The organism is Bradyrhizobium sp. USDA 4454 (assembly GCF_054822705.1).
The window spans coordinates 985,050-1,005,706 of sequence record NZ_JBTRCN010000001.1; the positions used below are offsets into that span (position 1 = coordinate 985,050).

The following is a 20,657-nucleotide window of genomic DNA, read 5'->3' on the forward strand; positions in this document are numbered from 1 at the left end:
GCTTTTCTGCTCAGGCCTGTAGGAATTGACCACGCCCCCGACCTCGCCAGTTCTGCTTAGACGAAGCGCCAATCGAACAGATCGCCTTTGCGGCTGACATGACCAGCTGAGCTTCCAGCAAAATGAGCGGTGAACACCGTTGCGCGCTCCTCAGCAGCGTGCTCCAAGAGCCAGCGTCGTGACGCTCGCGACTGGACCGGCTCTTCGCAGAAGACGCTGTTCCAATCTGGCCGAAACACCTGCAATGGCTGATGCATGATATCGCCGCCGAACAGTCCGCGCCGACCCTGGTCGGCGAATTCGACTGCAACGTGGCCAGGACTGTGGCCCGGCGTTGCATGCAGGATGAGGCCATTGCCCAGTGGGCCATCGCCGTCGATGATGTCTGCCTGACCGCTTGCCACGACGGGCAAAACGCTATCCTCATACACGCCGGCATGCGCGCCGCTTCGGCCCGCCGGTCCTGACCAGTGGTCATGCTCCGCCTTGGAGAATACATATCTTGCGTTAGGAAATGTTGGTACCCAGCGGCCGTCGCGCAGCATTGTGTTCCACCCGCAATGGTCGACGTGCAGGTGGGTACAGCAGACGCAATCGACTTGCTCAGGCGTAACGCCAGCCTCGGCCAGCCGTTCGATGAACGGCAGATTCTGCTGATGAAACTGCGGCACGAGAGGCCGATTCTTATGATTGCCGCCGCAGCTATCAATCAAGATCACGTGCTTGGGAGTCTTCAAAACCCAGGTATGAACGCTGTTGATGAAGCGGCTTTGCGTCTCATCGAAGCAGGTGGGAATCATCAACTCGCGATGTTGCTCCAGCAGCGTACGGTCCCACTGCGGATACAGCTCTTCGGGAGCGAAGCTTAGTCCGCATTGTTCCGTCACACGTACTACTGACGTTTCGCCGAAATGATGAATACTCATCGTCAGGTGTCCTGGGGTACTCGCTCTGCAGTTTGAGCGCGTCGGTACATGTTCGATCGTTGAGCGCCTTTATATTATAAAAAACACCTATTGCAAGCACATCGTAATATTTATAACGTATCAGAAGCTCGTGCCGTAAGGGCAGGCGAGGACGTCCCTCCACCTCAATTGGTGAGTAAGAGGAGCAGGATGAAAGGGCCGCGTAGGCGGCCTCGTACCCGGGCGTTTCAAGCCGGAAACAGCCTGTGATGCTAATCGAGCTCTTCTTCTTCCAACAGAAGTGTAGGTGCTCTGCCTGCCTACGCCCGTCGTCACGATATCGGCGCGGGCGGCCGCTTGATACATTGGGGATACAACATGCGTGATTTCATGACGCCTGGCCGCTCGGTGGCGGTGGGGGAAAGAGGTATGGCAGCAACTTCGCATCCGAGAGCGACGCTGGCTGCGATCGACATGCTGAAATCCGGTGGTAACGCCGTCGATGCTGCCGTCGCGGCGGTCGCCCTGCAGGGCGTCGTCGAACCGCAGATGACCGGAATCGGCGGCGATTGCTTCGTGATCTATTCGCCCAAAGCAGGCGATCCAATTGCGCTGAATGGCTCAGGTCGCACACCTCAATTCACCGATATCGGCAAATATGCGAACGCCTCGCGGCGGGACATTCCGCAAACGTCGCCTGAAGCAGTGACCGTGCCAGGCGCGGTCGACGCTTGGTGCCGGCTCGTGGCCAATTACGGCAGCAGGTCGCTGGAGGAAATCTTTCAGCCGGCAATTGCTGCTGCCGAACAGGGCTTCTGTGTCACGCCGCGCGTTGCGCACGACTGGCACAAATTCCGCGCGCGGATCGAGATTGACTCAAATGCGGCAGCCCAGTTCCTACCGGATGGTGTGGCGCCCATGGTTGGCGACATTCGCGCGCAACCGGCGCTGGGAAGCACCTTACGCAATATTGCAAGACTTGGGCGAGAAGGGTTCTACGCTGGTGAAGCTGCCGAAGAAATGGTCGGGATCCTCCGCGCGTTGGGCGGCGCCCACACAATGGATGATTTCGCAGCCCAGACGACGGACGATGTCCGTCCGATTTCGGCCCCGTACCACGATCACGAGGTCGTTGAATGTCCTCCCAACGGGCAAGGGCTTGCCGCGCTTATGATCCTGCGCACATTAGCAGGCTTCGACGTGGGCACGTTGTCTCAGACTGACCGCATCCATCTGCTCGCGGAAGCGACGAAGGCAGCTTACCGCGCTCGCGACGCCTACTTCTGCGATCCGGCGACCAGCATGATCGATCCGGCCGCGTTCCTCGCTGACAGCTATATCGAACGTATTCGCGCCCGGATCGACATGGACCGCGCCTCCGAAAAGGAAACCTGGGACGATATTGAGCACCGCGATACTGTCTACGTGACCGTGGTCGATCGCGACCTCAATGTCGTGTCACTGATTAATTCGCTGTTTACGCCGTTTGGTAGCGGCATCTATGCACCCAAGTCAGGCGTCTTGTTGCACAATCGCGGTTGGGGTTTCCGCCCTACGCCCGGGCATCCCAACTCCCTCGGGCAGCGCAAGCGCCCGATGCACACAATCATCCCGGGCCTCCTGCGTCGGAACGGCAAAACCGTGATGTCGTTCGGCGTAATGGGCGGCAACTACCAGGCCGCCGGTCATGCCAATTTGCTTTCGAACATCTTTGATATGAAGATGGACATCCAAGCTGCGGCCGAAGCGCCGCGCTCATTTGCCTTCGACGGCGTATTGGAGGTCGAGACGACAATTTCATCAGCGATCCAGGATGAACTGCGCAAGCGCGGCCACCACGTACGCTACCCGGTGGAGCCGATCGGCGGTTGCCAGGCAATCCAGATCGATCATGCGCGCGGCATTCTTCTCGGCGCCTCCGACCACCGCAAGGATGGCCTGGCTCTGGGCTATTGAGGAGCGGCCGTGGAGTGAGGTTGCGCGCAACACGGCCGGCACGACCAATCGAGAGGCGCTGCCGGGGGGAGCTTGCCAGATGTCAGGCCGGCGCGAGGTTGAGCGTAACCGGTGTTCCACTCCGACATTGTCAATTACCCGTTCACACGAACGATGAGGTCGGGAAGGATTTTACAACATGAGCTCCACGCAAAAGGCAGAAGCACAGTCGATCCTGGTCGTTGGTGCCGGAGAACTCGGTATGCCGGTACTGCGCCACCTGGCGCTTAAAGCCAGGGATCGTCATGGAACAACGATCAGCGTTCTTCTGCGGGCTGCGACCGTTGAGTCGACTGACCCAGGCAAACAGCTTGATGTCTTCGAGATACGCGAACTGGGGATCGAGATCGTCACTGGCGACATCCTTGCCTCGACAATAAGTGAGCTGGCAGCGATCTTCGCACGTTTTGATACGGTGATCGGCTGTGCTGGCTTCTCGGCTGGTCGAAACACGCCAATGAAACTCGCGAAAGCTGCGCTTGAAGCCAACCTCAAGCGATATTTCCCGTGGCAGTTTGGCGTCGACTTCGACGTCATCGGTCGTGGCAGCCCTCAGGACCTGTTCGATGCCCAGATCGACGTGCGCGAACTTCTGCGTGCGCAAGACAAAACCGACTGGGTGGTGATCTCTACGGGAATGTTCACGAGCTTCTTGTTCGAACCGATCTTCGGGGTCGTCGATCTCGAAAAGAACGTGGTCAACGCGCTGGGGAGCCTAGATACGGAAGTTACGCTGACAACTCCCGACGATATCGGTGCCTTGACCGCCGAGGTGGTCTTCGCTCAGCCGATGATCCGCAACGAGATCATCTATCTTGCTGGCGACACGGTGACCTACGGTGAGGTTGCCGACAAGCTTCAGACCGTGCTTGGGCGTCCGTTTACGAAAGCAGAATGGACAGTTCGTCAGCTCAAGTCGGAACTTGCACAGGACCCTGATAACCACATCAAGAAATATCGGGCGGTCTTTGCCGAGGGTAAGGGCGTGGCATGGCCAAAGCGCGACAGCTTCAATGTGCAAAATGGCATAAATGTCAAGAACGCCGAAGAATGGATCAGAGAAAACCTTCACTCTTAAGAGCGCAAGCGCTAAGACGACCAGAGCAGTCTGCGAAAGCGAAGCCTGCTCACCTTGCAAGTCTTAAGTCAGAGCGGGAGTTGCTTAGGGTCAAGCAGCGCCAAGGTGATCCAGTGCGCCGTGATGGCAGGCTTGATCATACCGTCAACCTCCACCAAGCTGTCCCAAGCTGTTTGGACCGACACCGCGCGCTCTGTTAGTCCAATTAAGCGGAACCTGCCCCGAATCCGAGCTCCGGACTTGACCGCGCTCAGGAAGCGTACGCGCTCAAACCCATAGTTGACACCCATTTGTGTTCCCTCGACTCCGGGCATCGCATCGAAGGCGAGCCTCGATAGCAATGATAGCGTGAGGAAACCGTGCGCGATCGTGCCCCCAAACGGCGTCTCCTTCTCGGCTCGTCGGCTATCAGTGTGAATAAACTGGTGATCGCGGGTGGCATCAGCGAACATGTCGATCATGGACTGATCGACTGTCTGCCAATCGGATAGGAACTCTGGTCCGTTTAGAAGTTGCCTATATAGGGCCAAGGGAATTAGCGTGCCGCGCATGGCCTCTAGATCGGGGGCTTCCTCGAGTTCTGTCACCTTCAACTCCAGATCGTGCGCCTGTCACCGCTTCGTATCACGGAAATCCAGCGGCGGCAGGTCGATCTGCGGCACTTCGATCTTGACCTTGTCGAGATCGACGTTGAGCGGCTTGTCGAGCAGGCCCGTGACCACGGACGGGAAGATGATCACCAGCAGCACCATGATCATCTGCAGGCCGATCCAGGGCATCGCGCCCCAATAGATGTCGGAGCTCTTCACTTCCTTCGGCGCGACGCCGCGCAGGTAGAACAGCGCGAAGCCGAACGGCGGATGCAGGAACGAGGTCTGCATGTTCACGCACAGCATCACGCCGAACCAGATCAGCGCCGCGTCCGGTCCGACCACGGGGGCGAGGATCTTCTGCGCGATCGGCGCGATCATCGGCAGGATGATGAAGGCGATCTCGAAGAAGTCGAGGAAGAACGCCAGGAAGAAGATGAAGAGGTTGATGAAGATCAGGAAGCCCCAGACGCCGCCGGGCAGCGAGGTCAGGAGATGCTCGAGCCAGACGCCGCCGGACACGCCGAGGAACACCACCGAGAAGCAGGTCGAGCCGATCAGGATGAAGGTGACCATGCAGGTGATGCGCATGGTGGTCTCGTAGCCCTGCTTGATCAGGTCGCGCAGGTCGGGGATCTTGACGGCCTCGAGGCAGATCCAGACCACCGCGAGATAGGTGACCGCGAACGCGAGCCTGAAAATCAGGTTCTCACTGTAGAGCATCGCGATGATGGTGCCGATGCCGCCGGCGATCACGCCGATGATCAGCACCTTGCGCCCGGTCGCGCTGAAGTCCTTGTGGTGGATGGCGGCGAGCACGATGGCGCCGACCGCACCCATGGCGCCGGCTTCGGTCGGGGTCGCAAGGCCCATCATCATGGTGCCGAGCACGACGAAGATCAGCACCGCGGACGGGATGATGCCCATCAGGCACTTCTTCCACAGCGCCCAGCCGGTCAGCGTACGGGCCTCCTTCGGCACCGCGGGCACGTGGCCCGGCTTGATCAGGCCGAGGATGAAGGTGTAGCCGGCGAACAGCATGATCTGGAACACCGAGGGGCCCCAGGCGCCGAGATACATGTCGCCGACCGACTTGCCGAGCTGGTCGGCAAGCACGATCAGCACCAGCGAGGGCGGCACCAGCTGCGTGATGGTGCCGGAGGCCGCCAGCACGCCGGTGATGTAGCGCATGTTGTAGCCGTAGCGGATCATCACCGGCATCGAGATCAGCGCCATGGCGATGACTTGCGCGGCGACCGTGCCGGTGATCGCGCCGAGGATGAAGCCGACGATGATGACGGAATAGCCGAGGCCGCCGCGCACCGGGCCGAACAGCTGGCCCATCGAATCCAGCATGTCCTCGGCGAGCCCGCATCGCTCCAATACCGAGCCCATGAAGGTGAAGAACGGGATCGCGAGCAGCAGCTCGTTGGAGAGCACGCTGCCGAACACGCGGCCGGGGATCGCCTGGAGGAAGTTGAGGTCGAAGAAGCCGAGATGGATGGCGAGGAAGCCGAACGAGAGGCCGACCGCGGCAAGCGTGAACGCGACGGGGAAGCCGATCAGCATCGCCAGAACCAGGCCGCCGAACATCAGCGGCGGCATCATTTCCAGCGTGATCATTGGGTCGGCCTCTCGTACTTGGCGTCGATCGTCACATAGCCCTGGAGAGCCGCGATACGCTTGATGACTTCGGAAACACCCTGGAGCGCCAGCAGGACGAAGCCGGCGGGAATCACGAACTTGATCGGCCAGCGGATCAGGCCGCCGGCATTGCCGGACATCTCGCCGACATCATAGGCCTGCATGAAGAACGGCCAGGACAGATAGGCGAGCAGGAGGCAGGACGGGATCAGGAAGAACAGCGTGCCGATCATGTCGAGCCAGAGCTGGCCGCGCTCGGACAGCATCAGATAGAGGATCTCGACGCGGACATGCTCGTTGCGCTTGAACGTGTAGGACGCGCCGAACATCACCAGGATCGCGAACATGTACCATTGCAGCTCCAGCCAGCCGTTCGACGAGTAGCTGAAGGCGTAGCGGATCATGGCGTTGGCCGCGCTCACCAGACAGGCGAGGAGCACGAGCAGGTTACAGACGTATCCGATCCTCTCGTTGAGCAGGTCGATCGCTCTACTCAGTGGCAGCAAGCCGCGCATCCGACTCTCCAGGGCGACGCCGAAGCGCGACGATTATCCAGGCGGGTATTGTCTTGCAGCCGCGGGCATAGGCTCGCGGCTGCAAGACTCCGAGCAAGCGCATCGCATTCACACCGCGGTGCGGCTATTCGCGATCGATTGTCAATTTTGGAAGTGACGCGCCATGAAGTTGTCGTAGCCGATCTCGGCCACCTGGAACCACGCATAGCCGTTATTGGAAAAGGTCGTCACGGAGTCGTAGAGCTTTTTGAAATTGGGGTTCGTAGCGGCAATCTCGCTGTGCAGTTCCTTCGTTGCTTTGAATGCAGCTTCCATGATTGGCTGCGAAAATGCGTGCAATTTTGCGCCGTTTGCAAGCAACTTCCGAAGCGCCAATGAATTTGCTTGGTCATAGCGTGCCATCATCCACGTGTTGGCGAGATGACCCGCTTGCTCCAGCACGTTCTGATAGTGCTTCGGCAGCGCATTCCACCTGTCGAGATTGATCATCACGAGCGCCATGGTGCCGCCCTCCCACCATCCCGGATAATAGTAGTGAGGAGCCACCTTGTAGAAGCCAAGCTTTTCGTCGTCATATGGCCCTACCCACTCGGCGGCATCGATCGTGCCTTTCTCCAGTGCAGGATAGATATCGCCGGCGGCCAGCTGCTGCGGGACGACCCCGATCCTCTGAAGGACTTTTCCGGCAAAGCCCGCGATGCGCATTTTCAATCCGCGAAGGTCTTCCACGGTATTGATCTCTTTTCGAAACCAGCCACCCATTTGACAGCCGGTGTTGCCGGCGAGAAGGGAGGTAACGTTGTAGCTCTTAAAGAATTCGTTCAGGAGCTCCTTCCCGCCACCAACCACGTACCAGGATTGGTTGATGCGTGCGTTGGGGCCGAACGGTATCGAGGAGCCAAAGGTGAAGGTCGGATCTTTGCCATGATAGAAATACGGTGCGGTGTGACCCATCTCGACCGTTCCATTCTGCACCGCGTCGAGCACCTGCAGACCTGGAACGATCTCGCCGGCTGCAAAAGTCTGGACCTGAAATTGACCGTCGGTTGCTTCCCCAACGGCCTTCGCGAAGAGCTCGCAGGCCCCGTGAACTGTGTCGAGCGATTTCGGCCAGCTCGTCGCGAGCCGCCATTTGATATCGGGCATCGAGGTGGCGATAGCTGGAGCTGTCAGCGTCGTTGCGCCCGCAACGCCCAAGCCGGTCGCCTTAATGAAATCCCGTCGCTTCATGCCTTTTGCTCCCCCCACATTTTCCCTCAACTATGCCAAGTCCTTGCTGATGCGCTGCTTTCAGCGCGACACTGCACCACGCCGCCGTAGGAGCCAGTAAAGGTCAGGCGAGTCGTCGAGCAGCGTTAGCAAGTTGAACCATGTAAAGGTTATAAATGATACGCAGCGGAATCAACATGTAATTTACGTAATGCGGCGATTGCTTGGCTGCGTCGCCTGTATGTACTGGCTATCGCCAGCAGGACTGGAATCGCGAAATCGGGCGGTGCGTAACGATAAGGCTCGACCTGCCAGTTATGGCGGCATAAGGGCGCTTCTTTCGCCATAAGGGTCGTGATACCAGTACATCGATCTCAATTCTGGATGCAGGCTGTTTAGTGACTGTCCCCGTTCCCTCCCATGGCACCGTCGCAGAGAGAATCCGCGTCGTTCGCAACCATCTCGCGCCGTCCGAACTCGCTGTGGCCAGCGCGATTATTGAAGGGTATCCAACAAGCGGGTTGGTGCCGATAGCTCAGATTGCTGCTGAGGCTCACGTGAGCGGCCCGACGGTTCTTCGTCTGGTCAATAAGCTTGGCTTCGACGGGTACGCCGAGTTTCACGCTGCGCTCCGGGCCGAAATTCAAGAGCGAATTTTCTCTCCGGTCGATGCCTATCCATCCTCCAAGCGCGGGGGCAACGGCTCGACCGCCGCGGCAAAGGCCCTTGCTGCCTACCAAGAATGTATTCGGTCAACGTTTACTCACCTCGATGCTGCCGAGTTAAAGTCGGCTGTATTTGCTTTGTCGGATCCCAAGCGACCGATTTACTTGATGGGAGGTCGGGTAAGTTCTGTTTTGGCTTCGCACGTTGCAACTTACCTGTCGCAGTTGCGCCGAAACGTCACTCAGATTGCTTCCGACGGTTTCGGTCGAAGCTCTAGCATGCTTGATTTAGATCCGAAAAGCGTGGTCGTTCTTTTCGACTACCGGCACTATCAAGAGAGCACCGTAAGTTGGGGCATCGAGGCAACGAAGCGCAAGGCTCACCTCATTCTTTTCACCGATCAGTATCTGTCGCCTCTTGCTCAGCATGCGACGTCTCTGCTGACTTGCAGCACTAAGGGTCTCGACCCCTTCGACTCACTTGTGGGTGCCTTTGCTCTGACCGAGCTGGTTATCGCGGAGGTTGCGCGGTCGATGGGTGCTCCAGCGAGAAAACGCCTGGCTGATCTGCTTGCGTTACAGCAACGCGATGAACAACAAGCGTCTCGCGGCATGACACCGCTTCAGAAGGGCCAACAGGAACGATGAGCTGCGGTCCTGAGCAAGCGGCGCGTGACCTTCCCATCATTGGCGCCGGTTCCTTGTGACATAGGTCCCGTGTTGATGCATGCGAGCGATAGACGTTTCGGTCATCTGCACGGCAGCATCGTGAGCGCTGGCTAGTGCGCTCATGAGCTCGCCCATACGCCGCGGACATCCGGCCGCGACGCGAATGGGCCAGCCCTGGGCTACCCAGTTTCGGTCCTGGTGCGCGCACCATCGGTGGTCTTTCCCAAAATGGCGGCGCTGGTCTGGCACATCCACTTGATCCCAGTGTCGTTGGCAAAGCGTCCGTGGCTGTGCACCTTGACTTCCATTGGCGGCAGCTCAAACGGCAGATCAAGCAACCGAAAATCTCTGGCACGATGCAATTCCAGAGCGAGCATCTGTGGGAAAATCGCAGCTAGATCTGAACGGCGTACGATCTCCGGCGCGGCGGTGAAATGACCGCGGACGGCAATCTGTGGCCGAGCTGCTTCGTCCGCGAGCCATTGCTCGGCCAGCTGGTAAACCGTAGACGTCGTTCGCGCGAAGAAGAAGCGAAGTTTCGAAAAATCCGCGCGGGTCAGTCGGGACTTCGCGATCGGATGTTTGGCCCGCACCAGGCAAATATACCGATCCCTGAGAATGTCGATGCTCATGAGATCCTTGTCGGACACGGTGACAGCACCGATCGCCAAGTCGATCTCACCCGAACGCATCGAATTCACCACGCTGTCGTGAACCAGTGGAACGATCTGGATGCGGATAAAGGGCGAGATGCGCGACAGCTCGGTGATCAGCCGAGGCAAGAGGTAGGCCTCGGCTATATCGGACATCGCCACCCTGAAGGTTCGTTCGGTCACGCGTGGATCGAACACGATACCGCTTTGCAGGGTTCGATTGAGTAGCTCGAAGGCCTGATCCAGAGGCTCGTGCAGACGGACGGCAGCATCCGTCGGAAGCATGCGGTTCGCCACTCTCACGAACAGCGGATCGTCAAACCGGTCCCTCAACCGTCGCAGTGCGTGACTGATGGCCGGTTGGGTGAGGCCGAGACGTTCTCCCGCCGCCGTGAGGCTACGAAGATCCCAGATGGCGAAGAAGACGCGCAAAAGGTTCAGGTCGAGATATTCATTAATGCGGTTCATGCAACAAATTCTAACTATGAATTTGACGCAGCTCAATCCGCGGATGATCGTCAGTCTCAGGAATCTTGATTGATCGACATCCAAGCCGCATGGGCTGCAGGCTCATCGGACCACAGTTTCTGAGCGCTAGAGGCCCGTCTTCAGGGGAGGATCCGAACGATGAAAATGATGCCAATGGACACTAAGGCGGCGGAATTCGACTACAAGGGCGCGGCTCGCGCCATCTTGCCGAGACTTGCTGCGACCGCTGACAACAGCGAAAAAATGCGTCGTCTCGACGATGATGCCGCTGCGGCTCTCCGGGAATCCGGTTTGACGCGCGTTCTCACGCCCAAGCGGTTTGGCGGGTTTGAACTCTCGCCCGGTGCGCATATCTGGGCTTGCGCCGAGCTCGGTCAGGTTTGTTCGTCGGCTAGCTGGGTTTTGATGGTATGCGTAGCCCACGACTATATTGTCGGTCGGTTTCCCGAACAGTGTCAGAAAGAGGTCTACGAAGGCGACGCCGATAACCTGCTGGCCGGGTGCTTGCAGCCGCAGGGCACGGTGGAGCGCGTGCCTGGAGGGTGGCGGCTCAAGGGGCGCTGGCAATTCGGCAGCGGCTGCGATCATTCGCCCTGGTTCATTCTGGGCGCGAAGGTGATCGATCCGAAGGCCGACGATTATCAGGTCCAGCACGTCGTTGTTCCCCGTGCCGAGGTGGAAATCGACGACACCTGGCACACGCTGGGTATGCGCGGCACCGGTTCGAAGGATCTTGTGGTGCGTGATGCCTTCATCCCCGAACACTGCGCCATGCCGACCTTTCCGACGTTCCTCGGATTGAGCCCGCACGCACAAAGCCCAACGTTTCGCCTTCCGGTCTATGCCGGGTTGGCATCCATGATGACCGGATCGGTGCTCGGCATAGCCGAAAGAGGATTCAAGGCGTTCGTCGAGAAGACCATGGTCCGCAAAAGCGCCTATGGGGTGGCGAAAGCCGAAAGCATCTCGATGCAGCGTCGTATTGCGGAGTCAGGAGCGGAGCTGGCGCAAGCGAGACGTTTGTTGGAGAATATCTGCACGCGGTTTGATGCCGCGATGGTGGCGGACGAGCCCCCGATGTCCGACCGCGACCGAATTCAGTTTCGTTGGGATGCCGCCTACGTCGCGGAGCTCAGCCGGCGGGCTATCGATCGCATCTATGCCTCTGCCGGAGCGCATGGACTTTATGAAGGCGATCCCGTTCTTCGGGCGTACCGTGACGTGGTCACGGCATGTCATCATGCGGTGGTGGATTTTGACCTCGTGTCTGAAATGCAGGGACGCGCAATCCTGCTTGGCAGTCTCGGCGAAAATCCTCGTGCCGCCCCATTCGCATGAAACGGCCAGAAGGCAAACGCAGCGACAATGTGATGACAAGAGAAGCAGCAATTTCTGCGGACACCTTCAGACAGAGCATGCGACTCCTTGCCGGTGGGGTTTGCATCGCAGCCACCTCCCTCAATGGGGAACGGCTCGGACTCACCGTGACGGCAGTCTGCTCGCTAACTGCTGACCCACCCACCCTGGTCGTTTGCATCAATCGCGCCGCCGGAGCTCACGAGGCTATGCGGACAACCAAACGGGTAAGCGTAAATTTTCTCGCAGCCGGTCACGTGCGGCTTGCCGAGCTATTCTCGTCGGCCAGCACGAAGGGGGCTCACAGATTCGAGTCAGCACATTGGGGCAACCTGCCAAGCGGTGGCCCGGCCTTGATCGATGCACTTGCCGTGCTCGACTGCGAGATCGTCAACGAGTTCTCGGTCGGTCAGCACTCAGTGTTCTTTTGTGAGGTGAAGTCGGCGATCCATGAGTCCGAGAATCGCCCGCTCGTGCATTTCAATCGAGAGTTCTGCGGATTGTTGCCTATTCAGGCGCACTGTTGAGGCGCTTGCGATGCCATGACACGGCGAAAATCGTGTGATGGAGAGACTTGCTCAGTCATATTGATATGCAGTTAGACGTCAGGACGGGGGACCTCTGTGGTCGATCTCACCCCAAGCGATCTCGAAACCATCTATCTGGAGCCGAGTCCTCGCGTTATCGCGAAATCGCGAGCGTCAATCGAGCTGACCCAGAGACACGTTGATGACCGAGAGTGCATCACATTTGACATAATGAATATTTCATATTGATGTCGATACGTAATTATTGTAAGTATCTTCAAAGCAGACTTTCGCAGTCAATTTTTGCAAGTTCGAGCAGGAAAGCGCAGGACAGTGGTGGTCTGCCCTCTCTTAGATCAGTGCGTCGGGAAGAAGCCGAATCTCTTATTCGAGCCAGGCCTATTCATTTGGGGCTGGAACGACGACAAGACTGAGGCTTCGCGGTCGCGGTGTTCGTGCTGCCGAGCGGGCGGCGCGTCCGCGATCCCAGGGGGAATTAGATTGTGATGATCGACGGGAGTGGAGGTTTTGTCGCCAAAAGCGTCGCCGCCCTTGCCGCCCGAAATCTGTCGGTACACTTCGATGGATTGTGGGCGCTTGAGAATGTCGTTCTGTCGGTGCAGCAAGGGGAAATTGTTGGCCTGATTGGGCCGAACGGCGCCGGCAAGACTACGCTCATAAACGCGCTCACGGGATTCCAGTTGCCGTCCGCGGGAAGTGTCCACTTGGGAGATACGGACATTACCCGCTGGCCTCCACACCGAATCCGGCTGGCTGGAGTAGCACGCACCTTTCAGAGCGGTCGCCTTTTTCGTGAATTGCCGGTGCGCGAAAACGTGGAAGCGACGGCAGCAAGTTTCGGGCTGAGCCGCAAGCGAGCGCACGACCATGCGATGAGCATACTCGAATGGATCGGGCTTGGTGACAAGTCCGACGCTTACGCGGACACGTTGCCTTACACGGACGAACGGCGTCTCAGTATTGCCAGAGCACTGATAATGAATCCCGCCTTTGTGCTGCTGGACGAACCGGCGGCCGGAATGTCCGATCAGGAATGCGACAATCTGATGGAGCTCATCGCGCAAATTCCCATACGATTTGGCACCGGGGTCTTGTTGATCGAACACAACATGCGGGTGGTGATGGGCACATGTTCTCGCGTCCATGTGCTCGACGGAGGGCGAACGATCGCCCAAGGAACGCCGAATGAAGTACAGGCCAACCCTGAGGTCATAACCGCCTATCTAGGTACAAAGAAACGCAAGGGACCGAAATGACCGAGCCTTTGCTCCAGATCGACGACGTTCACGTGCATTACGGAAGACTGGCGGCGGTGCGCGGCGTGTCGATGAGGGTCGATCCTGGCGAGATAGTTTGTGTAGTTGGGCCTAACGGTGCGGGTAAATCGACGACGTTACTCGCCACTGTGGGGGTGCTGTCGGCGACTCGTGGCGCGATCAGTATCGGCGGTGTTCCAATCCTCGGAATGGCGCCGGAGAAAGTCGCTCGACTCGGCATTTCAATGGTACCGGAGGGGCGCCACATTTTCGGTACGCTCACTGTGGAGGAAAACCTCCGGATCGGTACCTATCGACGTCCCGATCAGCGGAATGTTGAGCGCGAGTTGAAGCGTATTCTTGACGAATTTCCAGTTCTCGCGGAACGCCGTGGCACCAACGCGGCACTGCTTTCGGGCGGCGAGCAGCAACAATTGGCAATAGGGCGGGCGCTTTTGACTGGCGCCAAGATCCTGCTGGTTGATGAGCCGTCGTTAGGGCTTGCCCCGATGATGATTGAGCGAGTTTACGACATTCTGACCGGTTTGCGCGACACCCGCGGCATTACCCTGCTGATCGTCGAGGAAAGCGCTGAACGAGCGCTCGACGTCGCCGACCGCATCTATGTGATGCGGCGGGGATTGGTGGAGCTTGCGGGGACAAGCACTGAACTCGAGGACGGGGTGCGACTGCAGCAGGCGTATTTCGGGTTCGGGGACGAAGCAGAGGGTATTCGGTGATGATAGCGGCGCTGCAAATTTTAGTGGATGCCATTAGCCTCGGTAGTTTGTACGCGCTGGCGACGCTTGGCGTCGGGCTTGTATTTGGCGTCTTGCGTCTCGCCAATTTTGCCTACGGTGATTTTATTACCGTCGCAAGCTATGCACTTATCGTTCCTACTGCGGGATCCACGGTAGAAATTGTCATCGGCCATTGGCCATGGCCGTTTCTTGTGATTGCCGTGGTGGGCGTGGTCGTTATTCTCTCGCTGACGTCAGAGTATTTCGTATTCCGGCCGCTTAGAACCGCGAAGCCCGCTGTATTGATGATTGGTTCTTTCGCTCTTGGATACGTCATCCAGAACATAATTATTGTTGTATATGACGGGCGGCCCAAAGCGGTCGGTCTTTGGCCTGACCTTGGAGAAGCGATTGTGCTCAGTGGGTTGCGAATGCCTAGGCTAGAACTCCTGACCATCGCTGTCACACTGCTGCTTCTTGGGGCTCTCGTTCTCTTTCTTAAGGCTTCGCCATTTGGCGTACAAATGCGCGCGGCTTCGGAAGATTTCCGGATGGCGCGAATGCTTGGAGTTCGCGCCAATACTGTAATTAGTACGTCGTTAGTCATCAGCGGATTTCTTGCTGGCGTGGTGTCTCTATTGTTCTTGGCGCAGGTTGGGGTCATGAGCTTCAACATGGGTGTTCCCCTCATGCTCTTCGCATTCGTTGCCACTGTGATTGGGGGCATGGGCAGCCTTACAGGGGCGGTGATCGGCGGATATATCGTGGGCTTCGCGAGCATCTTGCTGCAGACGCTGTTGCCCGAGAATCTACGAACATTCCGCGACGCATTCGTTTTCGCGGTCGTCATCGTCATCCTCGTCGTGCGGCCACAAGGATTGTTGGTTTCCCGCGCCGCAAGGGAGCGCGTCTGATGATGGCCCGCCGCTTTTCCATTGCCGAAAATTTGGCGCGCAATGCCTCGCCTATCGTTCTGTGTGGCGCGATAGCCCTGATTGTGCTCGGCACTGCATTGACAAACAACGCGGCACTAGACCGCACCGTAGTTGAGGCCTTGGTACGCATTGTGTACGTCGTGGGGCTGTACATTTTCGTCGGCAATTCAGGCGTGATATCGTTTGGCCATACTGCATTCATGGCAATCGGCGCTTATGCCACTGCATGGCAGGACTGCTGCAGTGCGACCAAACCACTCTTGATGCCGGCTCTGCCGAAGTTTTTGCTTGAGGCCACCGTTCCTCCACCGCTTGCCACGATCTTATCCGGCGTGGTTGCGTCGATTTTTGCTGCCGTCGTTGGCCTAGCAATCGTTCGCCTTTCAGGAATCGGCGCATCGATCGCGACCTTCGCGGTCCTGGCGATCGTCAACGTTACATTTTCTAATTGGGATTCGATGACAGCAGGCACCAGCACATTAGTCGGCATTCCGAATTACACAGACCATTGGTTTGCTTTGTTGTGGGTGGTTATAGCCATCTTCGCCGCTCATTTTTATCAGACTTCCCGCTTCGGGCTGTCATTGCGCGTTTCGCGCGAGGATGAAGTGGCGGCGAAGGCCTCAGGAGTCAGCATCTTCAGCCAGCGTCTCATCGCGTTTGTAATCAGCGCTTTCTTTGTCGGCGTTTCGGGTGCTCTTTACGCTCACTTTCTCGGCACCATCTCGGTCGATGCCTTTTATATCGACATCAGTCTCCTGACGCTCGCAATGTTGGTCGTCGGTGGCATGAACAGCCTTACAGGAGCGGTGGTTGGCGTGGGAGCAATCTCGCTGCTGATCGAAGTGCTTCGCCAATCCGAGCACGGATTTGCTTTGGGTTCACTCACTGTCTCCGCCCCCCGTGGAACGCAGGAAATCGGTCTCGGTGTGGCAATGTTAGTCATGCTCATTTTTCGCCGGAACGGCATTGCCGGCAACCAAGAGATAGGCGGGCGACTGTCGCGGTTCCTCGCACCACAGCTGAAGCGGATCAGTAAGTTCACTGAGAATTACTAAGGAGCAGAAGATGAGGAAGAGATTTATCGGAACTTGCATAGTCGCGGCCGTCGGAGCAATCGCATTGTCCGGCATCGTGCTCGCCGAGGAAAAGCCAATTGTGATCGGCTTCGCAATTGCTCAGAGCGGCTGGTTTGCCGTCAATAACGAGGGTGGCATCAAATCTGCCGATTTGGCGATCGATGAACTGAATGCCGCAGGTGGAATTTTAGGACGAAAGATAAAGACGATCTATGCCGACACCAAGTCCGACAGGGCCCAAGGTGCGAAGGCCGCTTTGGAAGTTTTGGAAAAAGGCGCAGACGTAATTTTCGTTGACCTTGACTACGACATGGGCGCTCCTGCAGCGCTTGAAGCAAGCAAGGCCGGTAAAATATCGTTTTCGATTGGCGCAGAGGACGTGAAAATGGGTGTGCAGGGCGTGGGGCCGCTCGCTTTCACCAGCGGGCCGGCCGCACAGCTTGAAGGTGCAGCCATGGCGGAGTGGGGTTACGAAAAGAAAGGTTTTAAGACCGCATATATTCTCACGGACACCCTCATCGAATACAATAAGTCCGTTTGCTACGGGTACGAATTCGCTGCTAAAACCTTAGCCGGAGCCAAGATCGTCGGTCGTGACACCTTCAAGAACGGCGATCCGTCCATCGTTTCCCAAGTTACACGCATTAAGAACCTGGATCCAGCGCCGGACGTCATTACGCTTTGCACCTTTACCCCAGGTGGTGGAGCAGCTGTTCGCCAGATCCGGGCGGCCGGCATTAAGACCCCGATCTTTGCGAGTATCGCCATGGACGGAAATCACTGGCTGGATGCGGTTCCTGGCCTCAACGATTTCTATTATCCGGTTCATGGCTCGATCTATGGCGATGACCAACGCGCAGCCGTCAACGACCTAGTGAAAAGGTACAAGGCGAAATATAACGCCGAGCCCCCCTTCTCGCACGCGTTCCTAGGGTACGTCGCCATCAATCTTTACGCCAAAGCGGTGGAGCAAGCGAAGAGCACGGATACGAAGAAGGTTGTGGCGGCGCTCGAGTCGCCTGACGGCATCCCGACGATTTTTGGGCCTTACTCGTTTTCGCGCGACCTGCACATTCAAAACAAGTTCTCGTTTCCAATCATGTCGGTCAAGGATGGAAAACACGTAGTTATCGATAGCTGGACGACCAAGACGCCATTCGCCACAAATGAGCTTCTCCGTAAAGCAGAATAGCGTGCTTCGGGCAGCGGCTGCCAGCGGCGCATTGCGCCGCTGGTCGAAGAGATGGGGAGTCGTGCTTCCGATCACGAATCCGGAGCGCTAGCTCTTTTCCCTGCATTGACCGACAGGCTTGTGATTTCCAAGCTACCTCCCAACTTGCCTGGATCTCCAACCGGAAGCCCAGGCCTTTCTCGAATCAAATCTGAGCCGCCAGCCCGCTCGCGGATCATTCTGGTTAAATCCTGCCTGATCTCAGGCGCAGTATCGGCGCTGCAGCGTTGTCTCGCGTAGGGCGAGCCAACACGGCTGATCTGCCAGATGCTTGCAAAAACTTCTCGATAAGAAGTCGCTCGCGTCACCTCATCCTTTCGGCTGACGACCAAGAGCCTTTGAGTTTTTACCTTCCTTAAGTATCGTTGCCGCAGTCTCCCGCATCCATTTAATCCCCATGTCGCTCGCAAACCGCGCATGGCTATGCACTTTGACTTCAATCGGAGGTAAGTCGAATGGCAATTCGAGGAGGCGAAAATCTTTCGCACGATCGAGGTGAAGAGCCATATTCTCGGGAAAGATCGCCGCCAAGTCGGTGTTTCTTACGATATCCGGCGCGGCCATGAAGTGTCCACGAACTGCAATCCGAGGGCGAGCTTCGTCAATGAGCCATTGCTCGACCATCTGGTGAATGGGAGCGGTCATTCGCGCATAAAAAAACTGAAGATTAGAAAAGTTCGATCGAGTGAGTTTTGACCGGGCGATCGGGTGGTTCGCTCGCACCATGCAGACAATCCTGTCGTTGAATACCTCATTGCTGACGCAGTCTTCGTCGGGATCCTTGATGTGCCCGATCGAAAGGTCAACATCGCCAGAGCGCATCGCGGCGACGCCGTTCTCCGGCTGAAGTGGGACGGCATTAACTCTCGCCAAGGGTGCGATGTATCTGAGCCGTGCCATCAGCCGGGGCAGGGCGTAGATTTCGGCCATGTCGGACATCGCGATTCGGAAGGTCCGCTGCGTGACCATTGGATCGAACGCAACACGTTCCTGAAGGACGCGGTTGATGATCGTGAGCGCCTGATCAAGTGGCTCATGCAAGCGAACGGCCGTTTCGGTGGGAAGCATGCGGTTTGCGGCGCGCACAAATAGCGGGTCGTTGAAGCGATCACGTAAGCGCCGCAGGGCATGGCTTATTGCCGGTTGAGTCAGGCCGAGTCGCTCGCCTGCTGCGGTAAGACTCCGAAGGTCCCAGATAGCGAAGAACACGCGCAGGAGATTAAGATCGAGAGGTGAATTAGTCTCATTCATAGTGTGAATTCTAACAATGAATTTGACTTAGATCAATCCTTGTCAAAGATGATTGGCATGAGCGATTGGCCAAGCCGAAGAGCGCACTCCATTCGGGAGCGCAGCTCCGGCAAATCTGCTCACACTCGCGGTGTCGTCTACGCGTGGTCTTCAGTTCAGATCAACGAGGCGGTTGCACGTCATATTGAGCAGGCGTTTCCATGAGCACGACAGCGGGATTTATCGAAGCCCATAGTCTCTGGAATCACGAACAACGGTCTGCAGCCAAGGACGTCCTCGAAGTCGTCGCAAAGAACGGAATCCGTTGTATTCGCGTTTCGGTCTCAGACCCGCAGGGCAAGCTCCGTAGCAAGACGGTGATGCCGAGCTTCTTCCAGAAGGTGCTGAAAAGCGGCATCGAGTTTACGAACGCGCAGTACAGTTTCGATTCAGCCGAAGCGATGGCCTACAACCCGTTCGCGGAAGGTGGCGAATTCGGCATACCCGGGATGGGTGGCTTCGCTAATGTCGTCCTCGTTCCAGACCCCCTCACATTTCGGCAACTGCCCTGGTGTCCGGGGACAGGCTGGATCTTGGGTGATCTGTATTTCCGAGACGGCCGTCCTATCCCATTCGATGCGCGCCACCAACTGAAGTCCGCGCTTGCCGATCTCGAACGCGAGAGCTTCACCTTCATGGCCGGGTTGGAGATAGAGTTTTACGTCGCCAAAGTCGTGGATTCCAAGCTGATGCCTGAAGACATGGGCTGGTTCGGTGCGCCGCCGACGCCGCCTATTGTCGAGGCTGCATCGCGTGGCTTTTCCTACCAAGTCGAAGACAACCTTGATCGCATGGATGATTTCGTCTGTACGCTTGTGGGCCATTGTGAGGCGCTACAGTTGCCTTTACGCACGGTCGAAAACGAGATGGGACCGGGGCAACTGGAGTTTACCTTCGACGTGCTGCCTGGATTGCAGGCCGCGGACACGATGTCACTCTTCCGCTCGATGGTGAAGCAGGTTGCATACCGCAAAGGCTTGCATGCGACCTTCATGGCCTTGCCTGGCCTGCCAAACTATGTACCTAGCGGTTGGCATCTTCATCAAAGCCTCAGAACCTCAGACGGAAGAAATGCTTTTGCGACGGATGCGGGCGCGAACGACGTTCTGTCCGAGACCGGTCGCCATTTCGTCGGCGGAATCCTCGAGCACGCGGCTGCGGCATCTGTATTCACAACTCCCACCGTGAATGGCTATCGCCGTCGGAAGGCGAATTCCTTGGCGCCAGATCGCGCAACTTGGGGACATAACAGTCGTGCAACGATGATACGAGTGTTGGGTTGCGCCGGAGAAGCATCTGCTCACATCGAGAACCGTGTCGGCGAACCTGGAGCCAATGCCCACCTCTATATTACCTCTCAGGTGCTCAGCGGACTAGACGGCATACGACGTGGCCTAGAGCCAGGGACGCCCGAGACGAGCCCATATTCAGCAACGCATCGGCCGCTTCTCCCTGCAAACCTGATGGAGGCGTTGGAGGCACTCAACAAAGCGTCGTTCTTCCGCCGGCAGCTGGGTGAGGCATTCGTGGACTGGTTAGTCGGGATGAAGCAGTCGGAAGTGAACCGTTTCCTTGCTTCAGAGCCGGACTGGCAGCGAAGCCCGGATAAGGTGACGGGTTGGGAACATAGAGAGTATTTTACCCGGTACTGACCGTATGATGCCGCCCGAAGTGTGGCAGAGCAGGGCGTATCGAGCAAGCCGCTGAAGCGCACTAGTTGCCGGAGGCTGGCGGGCTTCGGAACGGCTCTTCTTTCCCGCGCGGACGAGGTGATCGAGTAGAGGCCCTGTTTGCTAAAATGCTGCAGTAT

Annotated in this window: 18 protein-coding genes and 1 pseudogene; 11 read left to right on the plus strand and 8 right to left on the minus strand. The window is 57.6% G+C overall.

Translation table 11 applies throughout. The annotated features are described in order from the left end of the window. Positions 1–56 precede the first annotated feature (56 nt). Positions 57–926 (minus strand): MBL fold metallo-hydrolase, encoded by an 870-nt coding sequence (locus ACVIW0_RS04520; RefSeq protein WP_461351243.1) that lies wholly within the window; start codon positions 924–926, stop codon positions 57–59. 357 nt (positions 927–1,283) lie between these two features. On the opposite strand from ACVIW0_RS04520, the gene ACVIW0_RS04525 reads away from it, so the two are divergent. Both ACVIW0_RS04525 and ACVIW0_RS04530 read left to right on the plus strand, forming a co-directional pair. Then, a complete protein-coding gene (locus tag ACVIW0_RS04525) occupies positions 1,284–2,861 on the plus strand; it encodes a gamma-glutamyltransferase family protein (RefSeq protein WP_461351244.1) in 1,578 nt (525 codons plus the stop codon). 178 nt (positions 2,862–3,039) lie between these two features. Then, a complete protein-coding gene (locus tag ACVIW0_RS04530; RefSeq protein ID WP_461351245.1) occupies positions 3,040–3,978 on the plus strand; it encodes an aromatic alcohol reductase in 939 nt (312 codons plus the stop codon). A 68-nt stretch (positions 3,979–4,046) separates the two neighbouring features. Here the strand turns inward: ACVIW0_RS04530 and ACVIW0_RS04535 are convergent, their stop codons facing one another. From ACVIW0_RS04535 to ACVIW0_RS04550, 4 genes are all read right to left on the minus strand, one after another. Continuing rightward, on the minus strand, positions 4,047–4,529 hold the full coding sequence (locus ACVIW0_RS04535; RefSeq protein ID WP_461357240.1) for a MaoC family dehydratase: 483 nt from the start codon (positions 4,527–4,529) through the stop codon (positions 4,047–4,049). 60 nt (positions 4,530–4,589) lie between these two features. Beyond that, positions 4,590–6,191 carry a TRAP transporter large permease gene (locus tag ACVIW0_RS04540; RefSeq protein WP_461351246.1) on the minus strand — a complete coding sequence of 534 codons (1,602 nt, stop codon included), beginning with the start codon at positions 6,189–6,191 and terminating at the stop codon, positions 4,590–4,592. After that, entirely contained in the window at positions 6,188–6,727 is a 540-nt protein-coding gene (locus ACVIW0_RS04545) for a TRAP transporter small permease subunit (RefSeq protein WP_461351247.1), read from the minus strand. The genes ACVIW0_RS04540 and ACVIW0_RS04545 overlap by 4 nt, the downstream gene beginning before the upstream one ends. A 141-nt stretch (positions 6,728–6,868) precedes the next feature. Beyond that, positions 6,869–7,957, minus strand: a complete 1,089-nt coding sequence (locus ACVIW0_RS04550; RefSeq protein ID WP_461351248.1) for a TRAP transporter substrate-binding protein — start codon at positions 7,955–7,957, stop codon at positions 6,869–6,871. A gap of 377 nt (positions 7,958–8,334) precedes the next feature. Here ACVIW0_RS04550 and ACVIW0_RS04555 point away from each other — a divergent pair, with 377 nt between their 5' ends. Next, entirely contained in the window at positions 8,335–9,249 is a 915-nt protein-coding gene (locus ACVIW0_RS04555; protein WP_461351249.1) for a MurR/RpiR family transcriptional regulator, read from the plus strand. A gap of 22 nt (positions 9,250–9,271) precedes the next feature. Here the strand turns inward: ACVIW0_RS04555 and ACVIW0_RS04560 are convergent. After that, a pseudogene (locus ACVIW0_RS04560) lies at positions 9,272–9,410 on the minus strand (IS5/IS1182 family transposase); the annotation flags it as partial. Between the two features lie 39 nt (positions 9,411–9,449). Then, positions 9,450–10,391, minus strand: coding sequence for a LysR family transcriptional regulator (locus ACVIW0_RS04565; RefSeq protein WP_461351250.1), 942 nt, complete (start codon positions 10,389–10,391; stop codon positions 9,450–9,452). Positions 10,392–10,550: 159 nt separating this feature from the next. Between ACVIW0_RS04565 and ACVIW0_RS04570 the strand changes: the two genes are divergently transcribed. The 7 genes from ACVIW0_RS04570 (at position 10,551) to ACVIW0_RS04600 (ending at position 17,518) form a co-directional block, all read left to right on the plus strand. Further along, a complete protein-coding gene (locus ACVIW0_RS04570) occupies positions 10,551–11,750 on the plus strand; it encodes an acyl-CoA dehydrogenase family protein (protein WP_461351251.1) in 1,200 nt (399 codons plus the stop codon). Beyond that, the gene (locus ACVIW0_RS04575) at positions 11,747–12,295 is read left to right on the plus strand and encodes a flavin reductase family protein (RefSeq protein WP_461351252.1); all 549 of its coding nucleotides are present in this window, start codon (positions 11,747–11,749) and stop codon (positions 12,293–12,295) included. Before ACVIW0_RS04570 ends, ACVIW0_RS04575 begins: the two co-directional genes overlap by 4 nt. Positions 12,296–12,801: 506 nt before the next feature. Beyond that, positions 12,802–13,572 carry an ABC transporter ATP-binding protein gene (locus ACVIW0_RS04580; RefSeq protein ID WP_461351253.1) on the plus strand — a complete coding sequence of 257 codons (771 nt, stop codon included), beginning with the start codon at positions 12,802–12,804 and terminating at the stop codon, positions 13,570–13,572. Then, the gene (locus ACVIW0_RS04585; protein ID WP_461351254.1) at positions 13,569–14,312 is read left to right on the plus strand and encodes an ABC transporter ATP-binding protein; all 744 of its coding nucleotides are present in this window, start codon (positions 13,569–13,571) and stop codon (positions 14,310–14,312) included. The genes ACVIW0_RS04580 and ACVIW0_RS04585 overlap by 4 nt, the downstream gene beginning before the upstream one ends. Continuing rightward, on the plus strand, positions 14,312–15,226 hold the full coding sequence (locus ACVIW0_RS04590; protein ID WP_461351255.1) for a branched-chain amino acid ABC transporter permease: 915 nt from the start codon (positions 14,312–14,314) through the stop codon (positions 15,224–15,226). The genes ACVIW0_RS04585 and ACVIW0_RS04590 overlap by 1 nt, the downstream gene beginning before the upstream one ends. Next, the gene (locus ACVIW0_RS04595) at positions 15,226–16,305 is read left to right on the plus strand and encodes a branched-chain amino acid ABC transporter permease (RefSeq protein ID WP_461351256.1); all 1,080 of its coding nucleotides are present in this window, start codon (positions 15,226–15,228) and stop codon (positions 16,303–16,305) included. Before ACVIW0_RS04590 ends, ACVIW0_RS04595 begins: the two co-directional genes overlap by 1 nt. A gap of 64 nt (positions 16,306–16,369) precedes the next feature. Further along, positions 16,370–17,518: an ABC transporter substrate-binding protein gene (locus tag ACVIW0_RS04600; protein ID WP_461351257.1), complete on the plus strand. Its 1,149-nt coding sequence runs from the start codon at positions 16,370–16,372 to the stop codon at positions 17,516–17,518. Positions 17,519–17,866: 348 nt separating this feature from the next. On the opposite strand, the gene ACVIW0_RS04605 is transcribed toward ACVIW0_RS04600, so the two are convergent. After that, entirely contained in the window at positions 17,867–18,808 is a 942-nt protein-coding gene (locus ACVIW0_RS04605) for a LysR family transcriptional regulator (RefSeq protein ID WP_461351258.1), read from the minus strand. Positions 18,809–19,008: 200 nt separating this feature from the next. On the opposite strand from ACVIW0_RS04605, the gene ACVIW0_RS04610 reads away from it, so the two are divergent. Beyond that, the gene (locus ACVIW0_RS04610) at positions 19,009–20,499 is read left to right on the plus strand and encodes a glutamine synthetase family protein (RefSeq protein ID WP_461351259.1); all 1,491 of its coding nucleotides are present in this window, start codon (positions 19,009–19,011) and stop codon (positions 20,497–20,499) included. The last annotated feature ends 158 nt before the right edge of the window (positions 20,500–20,657 follow it).

Excerpts from the sequence above, each read along its gene's own strand:
- ACVIW0_RS04605 (WP_461351258.1), bottom strand. The coding sequence starts at position 18,808 with ATGAATGAGACTAATTCACCTCTCGATCTTAATCTCCTGCGCGTGTTC.
- ACVIW0_RS04545 (WP_461351247.1), bottom strand. The coding sequence starts at position 6,727 with ATGCGCGGCTTGCTGCCACTGAGTAGAGCGATCGACCTGCTCAACGAG.
- ACVIW0_RS04610 (WP_461351259.1), top strand. The coding sequence starts at position 19,009 with ATGAGCACGACAGCGGGATTTATCGAAGCCCATAGTCTCTGGAATCAC.
- ACVIW0_RS04590 (WP_461351255.1), top strand. The coding sequence starts at position 14,312 with ATGATAGCGGCGCTGCAAATTTTAGTGGATGCCATTAGCCTCGGTAGT.
- ACVIW0_RS04565 (WP_461351250.1), bottom strand. The coding sequence starts at position 10,391 with ATGAACCGCATTAATGAATATCTCGACCTGAACCTTTTGCGCGTCTTC.
- ACVIW0_RS04570 (WP_461351251.1), top strand. The coding sequence starts at position 10,551 with ATGAAAATGATGCCAATGGACACTAAGGCGGCGGAATTCGACTACAAG.
- ACVIW0_RS04595 (WP_461351256.1), top strand. The coding sequence starts at position 15,226 with ATGATGGCCCGCCGCTTTTCCATTGCCGAAAATTTGGCGCGCAATGCC.
- ACVIW0_RS04535 (WP_461357240.1), bottom strand. The coding sequence starts at position 4,529 with ATGCGCGGCACGCTAATTCCCTTGGCCCTATATAGGCAACTTCTAAAC.
- ACVIW0_RS04575 (WP_461351252.1), top strand. The coding sequence starts at position 11,747 with ATGAAACGGCCAGAAGGCAAACGCAGCGACAATGTGATGACAAGAGAA.
- ACVIW0_RS04585 (WP_461351254.1), top strand. The coding sequence starts at position 13,569 with ATGACCGAGCCTTTGCTCCAGATCGACGACGTTCACGTGCATTACGGA.
- ACVIW0_RS04550 (WP_461351248.1), bottom strand. The coding sequence starts at position 7,957 with ATGAAGCGACGGGATTTCATTAAGGCGACCGGCTTGGGCGTTGCGGGC.
- ACVIW0_RS04530 (WP_461351245.1), top strand. The coding sequence starts at position 3,040 with ATGAGCTCCACGCAAAAGGCAGAAGCACAGTCGATCCTGGTCGTTGGT.
- ACVIW0_RS04540 (WP_461351246.1), bottom strand. The coding sequence starts at position 6,191 with ATGATCACGCTGGAAATGATGCCGCCGCTGATGTTCGGCGGCCTGGTT.
- ACVIW0_RS04580 (WP_461351253.1), top strand. The coding sequence starts at position 12,802 with ATGATCGACGGGAGTGGAGGTTTTGTCGCCAAAAGCGTCGCCGCCCTT.
- ACVIW0_RS04525 (WP_461351244.1), top strand. The coding sequence starts at position 1,284 with ATGCGTGATTTCATGACGCCTGGCCGCTCGGTGGCGGTGGGGGAAAGA.
- ACVIW0_RS04520 (WP_461351243.1), bottom strand. The coding sequence starts at position 926 with ATGAGTATTCATCATTTCGGCGAAACGTCAGTAGTACGTGTGACGGAA.